Below are 11,757 nucleotides of genomic sequence, written 5' to 3'. Positions count from 1 at the left end.
GCCACTCACTGATGGAGCACAACAACATGCGCGTACTTAAGCACCTCTGCCTCGGCGCTGCCGCCCTGGCCATCGGCATGGGCAGCGCCCTGGCCGCCGACAAACCCACCCTGAAGATCGGCTACGTCAACGGCTGGGACGACAGCGTCGCCGTCACCCATGTCGCCGGTGAAATCCTGCAAAGCAAACTCGGCTACAGCGTCGAGCTGAAACCGGTCGAACCCGCCATCATGTGGCAGGGTGTGGCCCGTGGCGACCTCGATGCCACGCTCTCCGCCTGGCTGCCGGCTACCCACGGCGAGTACTACGACAAGCTCAAGGACAAGGTGGAAATCCTCGGCACCAACTACTCCGGCGCCAAGATCGGCCTGATCGTGCCGGACTACGTACAAGCCAAGACCATCGAAGACCTGGAAAAATATTCCAAGGACTTCGACGGCAAGATCACCGGTATCGACGCCGGTGCCGGCGTGATGCGCCGCACCGAAGACGCCATCAAGGAGTACAACCTGGCCAGCATCAAGCTGATGCCGAGCTCGGGCCCGGCCATGGCCACCGCCCTGACCCGTGCAGAGAAGGCGCAGAAGCCGATCGTGGTCACCGGCTGGATTCCGCACTGGATGTTCGCCAAGTGGAAACTGCGCTTCCTTGAAGATCCGAAGAAAGTCTTCGGCGACGACGAGCGTGTCGACACCGTGGCCAACCCGGAACTGAAGGGCAAGGCCGCCGACGCTGCTGCTTTCCTCAGCAAGATTTCCTGGAGCGGCGAAGAAGTCGGTGCAGTCATGCTGGCCATCCGCGAAGGCGCCAAGCCTGACCAGGCCGCCAAGGACTGGATCGCCCAGAACCCGGACCGCGTTGCGGAGTGGCTGAAGTAAGCCTTACCCTGTCGCATCACAGAGCGGGCTTCGGCCCGCTTTGTCGTTTCCGTAGGATGTCGCCAGGTCGCGTACGCACCGCAGGCACCGATGATAAGGCGGTGTGCACGACCAAAGTGGCCCCGTGACAGCCTGCGGAATCGGCGCCCCGCCCCCGCCCCCCACCTCGCTTGATTGATCGAACGATCAAAATCCGCCTAGACTCCGGCCCAACTTCACCCGCTGGAGATCCCCATGCCCAAGGTCGGCATGCAGCCCATTCGTCGTTCGCAACTGATCGCCGCCACCCTGGAAGCGGTCGACCAGGTCGGCATGGCCGATGCCAGCATCGCCTATATCGCCCGTCTGGCGGGGGTGTCGAACGGCATCATCAGCCACTACTTCAACGACAAGAACGGGCTGCTCGAAGCGACCATGCGCCATTTGATGCAGGCGCTCAGCAATGCCGTGGGGGAACGCCGTCGCACCTTGCGCGAGGACAGCCCGCGGGCACACCTGAAGGCGATGATCGATGGCAACTTCGATGAAAGTCAGGTCAGCGGCCCGGCGATGAAAACCTGGCTGGCGTTCTGGGCCAGCAGCATGCACCAGCCGGCCCTGCGCCGCCTGCAGCGGGTCAACGATCACCGCCTCTACTCCAACCTGTGTGGCCAGTTCCATCGCGCGCTGCCGCAGGATCAGGCGCGCTTCGCCGCCCGCGGCCTGGCTTCGCTGATCGATGGCCTGTGGCTGCGCGGCGCGCTGTCCGGCGAGGCCTTCGACACCGAACAGGCGCGCCGCATCGCCTACGACTACCTCGACCTGCAATTGGCCAAGGCCCGTTAGGGTTGTCGGCGGCTAGGCCTCAGGAGCTCGATCCTTCAACCCTGGTGGGCTAAAGCCCACCGGACGACCGTTCGCCTGCGTGCATGTCGCGTTTGGCTGCGCGCTGTCGTTTTTGTTGATTGATCGTTCAATTTAAATAAAATAGGCTGTTCTCTTAGCAGATTGCCAAGTGCAGAGGACAGCCCATGCCCCGTTTCGCCGAACAGCAGCTCTACATCGGTGGCCAGTACGTCGCCGCCAGCAGTGGAGAAACCTTCGACAGCATCAACCCGGCCACCGGTGAGGTGCTGGCCAAGGTGCAGCGCGCCAGCCAGGCCGACGTCGACCGTGCCGTGGCCAGTGCCACCGAAGGGCAGAAGGTGTGGGCAGCGATGACCGCCATGCAGCGCTCGCGCATCCTGCGTAAAGCCGTGGACGTCCTGCGTGAGCGCAACGACGAGCTGGCCGAACTGGAAACCCTCGACACCGGCAAGCCACTGTCGGAAACCCGCTACGTCGATATCGTTACCGGCGCCGACGTGCTGGAGTACTACGCTGGCCTGATCCCGGCCATCGAAGGCGAGCAGATCCCGCTGCGCGAGACCTCTTTCGTCTACACCCGTCGCGAACCGCTGGGCGTGGTCGCCGGCATCGGTGCCTGGAACTACCCGATCCAGATCGCCCTGTGGAAGTCCGCTCCGGCCCTGGCCGCCGGTAACGCGATGATATTCAAGCCCAGCGAAGTCACCTCGCTGACTGCGCTGAAACTGGCCGAGATCTATACCGAGGCCGGCCTGCCCGCGGGCGTGTTCAACGTGGTGACCGGGCTGGGCAGCGCTGTGGGCCAATGGCTCACCGAGCATCCAGGCATCGAGAAGGTGTCCTTCACCGGCGGCACCGTCACCGGCAAGAAAGTGATGGCCAGCGCCTCCAGTTCCAGCCTCAAGGAAGTGACCATGGAGCTGGGCGGCAAGTCGCCGCTGATCGTATTCGAAGACGCCGACCTCGACCGCGCCGCCGACATCGCGGTGATGGCCAACTTCTACAGCTCCGGCCAGGTCTGCACCAACGGCACCCGCGTGTTCGTGCCGCGCATGCTGCAGGCGCGTTTCGAGGCCAAGGTGCTGGAGCGGGTCAAGCGCATCCGCCTTGGCGACCCGCTGAACGACGCCACTAACTTCGGCCCGCTGGTCAGCTACGCGCATATGGAGCGCGTGCTCGGCTACATCGACAAGGGCCGCAGCGAAGGCGCGCGTTTGCTGATCGGCGGCGCACGTGTCACCGACGGCGACTACGCCAAGGGCGCCTATGTCGCGCCGACCGTGTTCACCGACTGCCGCGACGACATGACCATCGTGCGCGAGGAAATCTTCGGCCCGGTGATGAGCATCCTCATTTACGACAGTGAAGAGGAAGTGATCCGCCGCGCCAACGATACCGACTACGGCCTGGCTGCCGGTGTGGTGACTCGCGATCTGAACCGCGCGCACCGGGTGATCCACAAGCTGGAAGCCGGCATCTGCTGGATCAACACCTGGGGTGAGTCGCCGGCCGAGATGCCGGTGGGCGGCTACAAGCAGTCCGGCGTCGGCCGCGAGAACGGCCTGGTCACCCTCGGCCACTACACCCGCATCAAGTCGGTACAGCTAGAAATGGGCGATTACGCCTCGGTGTTCTGATCGCAGCAAAAACCTTGTGGGAGCGGCCGCGAAAAGCATCGCGGCCTCTCCTACAAAGAATCGTCGCCCCCGTAGCCCGGATGCCATCCGGGGACATTCATCCAGGTTTTCCCGGTTCGCAGCCGGGCAACAGGAGGAGCCATGACCCAGGAATTCGACTACATCATCATCGGCGCCGGTTCGGCCGGTAACGTCCTGGCCACCCGGCTGACCGAAGACGCAGACGTCAGCGTACTACTGCTGGAAGCTGGCGGCCCCGATTACCGTCTCGACTTTCGCACCCAGATGCCGGCCGCCCTGGCCTTCCCGCTGCAGGGGCGGCGCTACAACTGGGCCTACGAGACCGACCCCGAGCCGTACATGAACAACCGCCGCATGGAGTGCGGACGCGGCAAGGGCCTGGGCGGCTCATCCTTGATCAACGGCATGTGCTACATCCGCGGCAACGCGCTGGATTTCGACAACTGGGCCACAGCCAAAGGCCTGGAAGACTGGACCTATCTGGACTGCCTGCCGTATTTCCGCAAGGCGGAAACCCGCGACATAGGCCCCAACGACTACCACGGCGGCGATGGCCCGGTTAGTGTGACCACGCCAAAGGCCGGCAACAACCCGCTGTTCCACGCCATGGTCGAGGCCGGCGTGCAGGCTGGTTACCCGCGCACCGATGACCTCAACGGCTATCAGCAGGAAGGCTTCGGCCCGATGGACCGCACCGTGACCCCGGAAGGCCGTCGCGCCAGCACAGCGCGCGGTTATCTGGACCAAGCCCGCGAGCGGCCGAACCTGACCATCGTCACCCACGCCACCACCGACCGCATCCTGTTCGACGGCAAGCGCGCCAGCGGCGTGAGCTACCTGATCGGCAACTCTAACAACGCCACTGAAGCCCGCGCCCGTCGCGAGGTACTGCTGTGCGCCGGTGCCATCGCCTCGCCGCAGATACTCCAGCGCTCCGGCGTTGGCCCCGCCGCGCTGCTGCGCGAGCTGGACATCTCGCTGGTGCACGAACTGCCTGGCGTCGGCCAGAACCTGCAGGATCACCTGGAGATGTACCTGCAGTACGCCTGCACCCAGCCGGTGTCACAGTATCCGGCGCTCAAGCTGCTCAACCAACCGGGCATCGGCGCGCAATGGCTGTTCGCCGGCAACGGCATCGGCGCCAGCAACCAGTTCGAGGCCGGTGGTTTCATCCGCACCCGCCCGGAATTCGCCTGGCCCAACATCCAGTTCCACTTCCTGCCGGTGGCGATCAACTACAACGGCAGCAACGCAGTGAACGAGCACGGTTTCCAGGCTCATGTCGGCTCGATGCGCTCGCCCAGCCGCGGACGCATCCAGCTCAAGTCGAAGGACCCGCGCCAGCACCCGAGCATCCTCTTCAACTACATGAGTCATGAGCAGGACTGGCAGGAGTTCCGCGACGGCATTCGCCTGACCCGCGAGATCATGGCGCAGCCGGCACTGGACCCTTACCGTGGCCGTGAAATCAGCCCTGGCGCGCATGTGCAGAGCGACGCCGAGCTCGATGCCTTCATTCGTGAGCACGCGGAAACCGCCTTCCACCCGTCCTGCTCGTGCAAGATGGGTGAGGACGACATGGCAGTCGTGGATAGCCAGGGCCGCGTGCACGGCATGCAGGGTTTGCGCGTGGTGGATGCGTCGATCATGCCGGAGATCATCACCGGCAACCTCAACGCCACCACCATCATGATGGCGGAGAAGATCGCGGACCGGATTCGTGGTCGCCAGCCCTTGCCGCGCAGCACCGCGCCCTACTTCGTCGCCGGCGAGCGCCCGGTACGCGGGCAACCGCAGCGAGAAGTCTCGGTAGCCTGAGTTCGAAGGGCTCGCGCGCCCCGTCGCGGATCAATCCGCGCCTATCGTCGGAGCCCCGAGCCATACCGAGCCGGCTGAATACCGCTTGCAGGCCGGAGCGAATTTATTCGCGCCAGTGCCGTCGAACGGGAGCACTTGCGCAATAATGGCGGAGCGGTGACAGCCGCCACTGACTGCCGGACGCCTCATGCAACCCACGCTCAACCAACTCGACCCACGCACCGCCCGCCTGCTGCCATGGATAGTGGCCATCGCCTTCTTCATGCAGACGCTGGACGGCACCATCCTCAATACTGCGTTACCGGCGATGGCCGGCGACCTCAACGAAGACCCACTGCGCATGCAGTCGGTGGTGATCGCCTACATGCTCACCGTGGCCCTGCTGATCCCGGCCTCTGGCTGGGTCGCCGACCGTTTCGGTACGCGGCGTATCTTCTTCGGCGCCATCGCCCTATTCAGCCTCGGTTCACTGCTCTGCGCACTGTCGGAGTCGCTCAGCATGCTGATCGGCGCACGGGTCATCCAGGGCCTGGGCGGCGCGCTCATGATGCCGGTCGGGCGCCTGGTGGTGTTACGCGCTTATCCGCGCTCGGAGCTGGTGCGGATCATGAGCTTCATCACCCTGCCCGGCCTGCTCGGCCCGCTGATCGGCCCAAGCCTGGGCGGCTGGCTGGTGGAGGTGGCCAGCTGGCACTGGATCTTCCTGATCAACCTGCCGGTGGGACTGCTCGGATGTTGGGCGGTATGGCGGCACATGCCGGATCTGCGCGGCCCTGAGCGCAGCCGCTTCGATACCGCCGGCTTTCTGCTGTTCGGCGCCGCCATGCTGCTGATCACCGTAGCGCTGGAAGGGCTCGGCGAGCTGCACCTGCCAACCATGCGCGTGGTGCTGCTGTTGCTCGGCGGCATGGCCTGCCTGGCCGCCTATTGGCTGCGCGCCGGGCGCATCGAGCACCCCTTGTTCTCACCCGCGCTGTTTCACACCCGCAGCTTCGCCGTGGGCATCATCGGCAACCTGTTCGCGCGCCTCGGCAGCGGCGCGCTGCCCTTCCTCACGCCGCTGTTGCTGCAATTGGCGATGGGCTATTCGCCGGCCCAGGCCGGGATGAGCCTGATCCCGCTGGCACTGGCGGCGATGGCGGCCAAGCCCCTGGCCAAACCGCTGATAGAACGCCTCGGCTACCGCACCATCCTCACCAGCAACACCTTGCTGCTCGGCGCCCTGATCGCCAGCCTGGCGCTGGTCGATGCCGAGACCTCGACGCTGCAGTTGATCATCCAGCTAGGCCTGATCGGCGCCTGCAACTCACTGCAGTTCACCGCAATGAATACAGTGACCCTGATCGACCTGGACAACCGCGACGCCAGCAGCGGCAACAGCCTGCTGTCGGTGGTGGTGCAACTGGCGATGGGCCTCGGCGTTGCGTCGGCGGCAGCGCTGCTCAGTGGTTTCAGCCGTGAACTGGGCGACACTGGGCATGTGTTGCAGGCGTTCCAGGCCACCTACCTGTGCGTCGGCCTGCTGTCGATGCTGGCGGCGGCGATCTTCCTGCAACTGGATGCGAAAGATGGCCGCAGCGGCCGCAATATCGAGGTTTCAGCGGACGAATGATCGGGCCTGCTACACTGCCGCCCTGTTTCACCATCCCCGAGCACTTGCCGTGACCGCTACCGCCTTCGCCAGCCTGCCCATTTCTGCCGCCATGCAGGCCAACCTCGCCGCCATCGGCTATGCCGAGATGACGCCGATCCAAGCCGCCAGCCTGCCGCTGATTCTCAAGGGCCGCGATCTCATCGCCCAGGCCAAGACCGGCAGCGGCAAGACCGCAGCCTTCGGCATCGGCCTGCTGCACCCGCTCAACCCGCGCTACTTCGGCTGCCAGGCCATGGTGCTGTGCCCGACGCGCGAGCTGGCCGATCAGGTGGCAAAGGAACTCCGCCGCCTGGCCCGCGCCGCCGACAACATCAAGGTGCTCACCCTCTGCGGCGGCGTACCCTTCGGACCGCAGATCGGCTCGCTGGAGCATGGTGCGCACGTGATAGTCGGCACCCCGGGGCGGGTACAGGAGCACCTGCGCAAGGGCACGCTGAAAGTCGATGGACTCAATACTCTGGTGCTCGATGAAGCTGACCGCATGCTCGACATGGGCTTCATCGACAGCATCAGTGAAATCATCGAGCAGACCCCGGCACGCCGTCAGACTCTGCTGTTCTCCGCCACCTATCCACCCGCCATCGAGCAGCTTGCCGCACGTTTCTTGCGTAGCCCGGAGCGGGTCGAAGTGGAGGCTCAGCATGATGACGGACAGATCGAGCAGCGCTTCTACGAAATAGCGCCGAGCCAGCGCATGGAAGCGGTCAGCATCCTGCTGCGGCATTTCCGCAAGCAACCAACCGTGGCCTTCTGCGCCACGCGCCAGCAGTGCGACGAACTGGCCGCGCAACTGGAAGCCGAGAAGATTTCCGCCGCGGCCCTGCATGGCGATCTGGAACAGCGCGATCGCGATCAGATCCTCGCCCTGTTCGCCAATCGCAGCCTCAGTGTACTGGTAGCCACCGACGTGGCCGCGCGCGGCCTGGATATCGCCGGGCTGGAAATGGTGATCAACGTCGAGCTGTCGCGTGATGCCGAGGTGCATATCCACCGTATCGGCCGTAGTGGTCGCGCTGGCGAGAAAGGCCTGGCACTGAGCCTGGTGGCGCCCGCTGAAGCCGGTCGCGCCCAGGCCATCGAAACCCTGCAAGGCAAGGAACTCGCCTGGTACCCATTACCCGCGGTCAAGGCAACGGGTGAGCCGTTGCTGCCGCCGATGCATACCCTGTGCATCGGTGCCGGGCGCAAGGAAAAACTGCGCCCCGGCGACATCCTCGGCGCCCTGACCGGCGATGCCGGCATCCCGGGCGATCAGGTCGGCAAGATCGCCCTGTTCGATTACCAGGCCCTGGTTGCAGTGCAACGCGATGTGGCGCGCCAGGCCCTGAAACGCCTGAGCGAAGGCAAAATCAAGGGCAGAACGCTGCGTGTGCGGTTATTGTGAGAGCCGACTCAGATCGACCGTGCTCGCTCTAGGTCGCAGGATCGCGAACGGCCTCCCGGGCTGATATAAAGGATCAAACGGCCTGGGCCGGAGTTACCCATGCGCAATATTCTGGTCATTGAAGACAGTCCACTGGTACTGAAGATCCTCGAGCATCTGTTCCGCCAGGAAACCGATCTGGAGCCGATCTTCTGCGCTTCGCTGGCCGAGGCCGAGGTGATGCTGGAAACCTCCGCTTCGCTGTTCTTCGCCGCCATCGTCGACCTGCACCTGCCGGATGCGCCCAATGGCGAAAGCGTCGATCTGGTGATGCGCTATCACCTGCCGTGCATCGTGCTCAGCGGCAGCTACAACGAGCAGCGCCGCGACGAGCTGCTGATGAAGGGCGTGGTCGATTACGTGCTCAAGGAAAGCCAGCATTCCTACGAGTACGCCTTCCGCCTGCTGCACAGGCTGGATCACAACAGCCATATCAAGATTCTCGTCGCTGACGACTCCACGGCGCAGCGCCACTACATCCGTCATATCCTCGAGCCGCACCACTACCAGATCATCGAGGCCTGTGACGGCAAGGAGACGCTGCGCCAGCTAAACGAGCACCCGGACCTCGACCTGCTGGTACTCGATCACGCCATGCCAGGCGTCAGCGGTTTCGAGCTGGTCAAACTGCTGCGGCAGAAGCTGCGCCTCAATGACCTGATCATCATCGGCGTGTCCGCCGACCCCAAGGGTTCGCTCAGTGCGCAATTCATCAAGCACGGCGCCGACGACTTCCTGCGCAAACCCTTCTGCCCGGAAGAGCTGAACTGCCGGGTGATGTCCACCCTGGAGCGACGCGACCTGCTGCGCGCATTGAAGAAGGCCGCGCAGTTCGATGCCCTGACCGGCCTGAACAACCGCCGCGCCTTCTACGAGCAAGGCATGCAGATACTGCAGAAGGCGCAACGGGAAAGTCGCGAAGTCAGCGTGGCGATGCTCGATCTCGATCATTTCAAGCAGATCAACGATAGCTTCGGTCATGCCAGCGGCGACAGCGCCCTGGTGGTGTTCGCCCGGGCGATGAGCACTGCCTTCCCCGACATGCTGCTGGGCCGCCTGGGCGGCGAGGAATTTGCCCTGCTCACCCTGCACGGCGCGGAGCATGTGGTGCAGGCACTGGATAAACTGCGCCGACAGTGCGCCGGCCTGCACTACGCCGCTGGTGCGCCTGCGCTGTCGTTCAGCGCCGGCCTTTACCAGGGTGAACCCGAAGACCTGGAAAGCCTGCTGCACGAGGCCGACATTCGCCTGTATCGCGCCAAGCAGCAGGGCCGTGCCCGCACCGTACTGGCCTGATCAGGGACCGTGGCGCCTCAGCGTGGCGGCATAGCTGCCGTCTTCGCTCATGGCCTGGATCGCCGCATCGAAACGCCGGGCGATCTCGCGATGCTGTGCATGGCTGCGCCGCACCAAGATATGCAGGCCGTTCTCGCTCAACGGCAGTGGCAGAAACTCCAGCTCATCACGAATGCTGCTCAGTGTGCGCCCGAGCATGTAGCGCGCGGCTAGCTCATCTTCCAGCGCCAGCTGCACGCGCCCGGCATGCAGCATGCGCGCGGCGATCTCGAAACTGCCGACACCGACCTTGAGCAACTGCGGGTCGCTGTCGAACTCTTTGGAGTAGGCATAGCCCCTGACCACCGCGATGCTATGCGAATAGAGAACGGCCAGGGTCTCGAAGCGGATGTCGCTGCCCTTGCGCCGCATGAAGCGAATGCGATTGACCAGATAGGGCTGGGAGAAATAACCGTACTCGGTGCGATCGGCGCTATACCAGGCGTTGATCAGCACGTCGTAATCCCCGCGCTTGAGCCCTGACACAGCACGCTCCCAGGGCACTTCCACATAACTGGTAGTGAAGCCAGCGCGGGCCAGCGCCTGCTCCACCAGATCACTGGCCAGCCCCTTGCCGGGCAAGCGTTGATCATTGAACGGCGGCCAGGGGTCGGCCACCAGACGCAAAAGCTCAGCCGAGGCCGATGCCGGCGACAGCAGCAAGAGCAATAGCCAGGCACGCACGACGGTCATGAGTGGAGATCTATCCGAAATGATCAGTTTTAGTCATAGCAGGCACAATGCCACTCGTCACTACCTCATATCTGAGACAGTCATTCGCAGTGTGCCTTTCTAGCCAGTAGCGCGCTGACAGAAGCGTCGGCACAGAACGGTTCGGGTAAACTTCAGCGATTTTCGCGCGGCGCTGGCTGCGTCAGCAGATTCACCTGAGGACATCCCGTGTTGCAAACCGACGTACTGATCATCGGCGCAGGCGCCGCCGGCCTGATGTGCGCAGCCAGTGCAGCTGCCCGTGGTCGCCGCGTGCTGGTGCTCGACCACGCCAACAAGGCTGGCAAGAAGATCCTCATGTCCGGCGGCGGGCGCTGCAACTTCACTAACATGTATTGCGAGCCGGGTAATTTCCTCTCCGGTAACCCGCACTTCTGCAAGTCTGCCCTGGCGCGCTTCACTCAATGGGACTTCATCGGCCTGGTGGCCAAGCACGGCGTGCCCTACCACGAGAAGAAACTCGGCCAGCTGTTCTGCGACAACAAGTCCAGCGACATCCTCGAGTTGCTACTGGCCGAGTGCGCCGAGTCGGGTGCGGAGATTCGTCTGAACACGGCGGTGCAGCGCATCGAGAAACGCGAAGGAGGCTTCCTGCTGCACAGCGATCTTGGCGAGGTGGCTTGCCAATCCCTGGTGATCGCCACCGGCGGGTTGTCGATTCCAACCCTCGGCGCCACCGGCTTCGGCTATCAGGTGGCCAGGCAGTTCGGCCACCAACTGCTGCCGACTCGCGCCGGGCTGGTGCCCTTCACCATCACCGAACCGCAGCTCAAGGCGTTGTGCACGGAGCTTTCCGGCACCTCGGTGGAAGACTGCCGGGTGAGCTGCAACGGCCAGAGCTTCGTCGAGAACATCCTGTTCACCCATCGTGGCCTGTCCGGTCCGGCGATTCTGCAGATTTCATCCTACTGGCAGCCAGGTGACACCCTGCACATCGACTTGCTGCCGCATATCGACCTGCCCGAGTGGCTGGCCACGCAGCAGCGCGAACGCGGCAACAGCGAGCTGAAAACCCTGCTGGCCGAGTTGTTCACCAAGAAGATGGCGACCCTGCTGGTCGACAGCTGGTTCACCAACAAACCGATGAAGCAGTACACCGCTGGCGAGCTGAAGGCGATTGCCGAGCGCCTGTCCGACTGGCAACTGGTACCAGCCGGCACCGAAGGCTACCGCACCGCGGAGGTAACCCTGGGTGGAGTGAACACCGACGAGGTGTCGTCGAAAACCCTGGAATCGCTGAAGATGCCGGGTCTGTACTTCATTGGTGAAGTACTGGATGTCACCGGCCACCTCGGCGGCTTCAACTTCCAATGGGCCTGGGCTTCGGGCTACGCCGCCGCGCAATACGTCTGAGACAAAATTTTGCGCCCCATTTGAAGGCGCGCCGGGAACTGCCGGCGCGGCGCAGACTCT

At 63.9% G+C, this 11,757-nt stretch carries 9 protein-coding genes; 8 read left to right on the top strand and 1 reads right to left on the bottom strand.

Annotated features, from left to right (window positions below; translation table 11 throughout):
- The first annotated feature begins 26 nt into the window (after window positions 1-26).
- The 7 genes from ACNFCJ_RS02115 to ACNFCJ_RS02085 all read left to right on the top strand — a co-directional run bounded on the left by ACNFCJ_RS02115 (window position 27) and on the right by ACNFCJ_RS02085 (window position 9,573).
- Window positions 27-878: a glycine betaine ABC transporter substrate-binding protein gene (locus ACNFCJ_RS02115; RefSeq protein WP_179575305.1), complete on the top strand. Its 852-nt coding sequence runs from the start codon at window positions 27-29 to the stop codon at window positions 876-878.
- Window positions 879-1,112: 234 nt separating this feature from the next.
- A complete protein-coding gene (gene betI, locus ACNFCJ_RS02110; RefSeq protein WP_416769517.1) occupies window positions 1,113-1,703 on the top strand; it encodes a transcriptional regulator BetI in 591 nt (196 codons plus the stop codon).
- A gap of 185 nt (window positions 1,704-1,888) precedes the next feature.
- Window positions 1,889-3,361: a betaine-aldehyde dehydrogenase gene (betB, locus tag ACNFCJ_RS02105; RefSeq protein ID WP_416769515.1), complete on the top strand. Its 1,473-nt coding sequence runs from the start codon at window positions 1,889-1,891 to the stop codon at window positions 3,359-3,361.
- A 141-nt stretch (window positions 3,362-3,502) separates the two neighbouring features.
- The gene (betA, locus tag ACNFCJ_RS02100; protein ID WP_416769513.1) at window positions 3,503-5,200 is read left to right on the top strand and encodes a choline dehydrogenase; all 1,698 of its coding nucleotides are present in this window, start codon (window positions 3,503-3,505) and stop codon (window positions 5,198-5,200) included.
- 187 nt (window positions 5,201-5,387) lie between these two features.
- A complete protein-coding gene (mdtD, locus tag ACNFCJ_RS02095) occupies window positions 5,388-6,812 on the top strand; it encodes a multidrug transporter subunit MdtD (RefSeq protein ID WP_416769511.1) in 1,425 nt (474 codons plus the stop codon).
- Window positions 6,813-6,861: 49 nt separating this feature from the next.
- Window positions 6,862-8,238, top strand: coding sequence for an ATP-dependent RNA helicase DbpA (dbpA, locus tag ACNFCJ_RS02090; protein ID WP_416769510.1), 1,377 nt, complete (start codon window positions 6,862-6,864; stop codon window positions 8,236-8,238).
- 99 nt (window positions 8,239-8,337) lie between these two features.
- On the top strand, window positions 8,338-9,573 hold the full coding sequence (locus ACNFCJ_RS02085; protein ID WP_256836828.1) for a diguanylate cyclase domain-containing protein: 1,236 nt from the start codon (window positions 8,338-8,340) through the stop codon (window positions 9,571-9,573).
- Here the strand turns inward: ACNFCJ_RS02085 and ACNFCJ_RS02080 are convergent, their stop codons facing one another.
- Window positions 9,574-10,305 carry a substrate-binding periplasmic protein gene (locus ACNFCJ_RS02080; protein WP_416769508.1) on the bottom strand — a complete coding sequence of 244 codons (732 nt, stop codon included), beginning with the start codon at window positions 10,303-10,305 and terminating at the stop codon, window positions 9,574-9,576.
- A 207-nt stretch (window positions 10,306-10,512) separates the two neighbouring features.
- On the opposite strand from ACNFCJ_RS02080, the gene ACNFCJ_RS02075 reads away from it, so the two are divergent.
- Entirely contained in the window at window positions 10,513-11,697 is a 1,185-nt protein-coding gene (locus ACNFCJ_RS02075; RefSeq protein WP_416769506.1) for an NAD(P)/FAD-dependent oxidoreductase, read from the top strand.
- Window positions 11,698-11,757: the final 60 nt, after the last annotated feature.

It is taken from the genome of Pseudomonas sp. NY15364 (assembly GCF_048068235.1).
Lineage (GTDB): Bacteria > Pseudomonadota > Gammaproteobacteria > Pseudomonadales > Pseudomonadaceae > Aquipseudomonas > Aquipseudomonas mendocina_D.
This window is presented reverse-complemented; position numbering and strand designations above follow the sequence as displayed.

Excerpts from the sequence above, each read along its gene's own strand:
- ACNFCJ_RS02085 (WP_256836828.1), top strand. The coding sequence starts at position 8,338 with ATGCGCAATATTCTGGTCATTGAAGACAGTCCACTGGTACTGAAGATC.
- betI (WP_416769517.1), top strand. The coding sequence starts at position 1,113 with ATGCCCAAGGTCGGCATGCAGCCCATTCGTCGTTCGCAACTGATCGCC.
- betA (WP_416769513.1), top strand. The coding sequence starts at position 3,503 with ATGACCCAGGAATTCGACTACATCATCATCGGCGCCGGTTCGGCCGGT.
- ACNFCJ_RS02115 (WP_179575305.1), top strand. The coding sequence starts at position 27 with ATGCGCGTACTTAAGCACCTCTGCCTCGGCGCTGCCGCCCTGGCCATC.
- betB (WP_416769515.1), top strand. The coding sequence starts at position 1,889 with ATGCCCCGTTTCGCCGAACAGCAGCTCTACATCGGTGGCCAGTACGTC.
- mdtD (WP_416769511.1), top strand. The coding sequence starts at position 5,388 with ATGCAACCCACGCTCAACCAACTCGACCCACGCACCGCCCGCCTGCTG.
- ACNFCJ_RS02080 (WP_416769508.1), bottom strand. The coding sequence starts at position 10,305 with ATGACCGTCGTGCGTGCCTGGCTATTGCTCTTGCTGCTGTCGCCGGCA.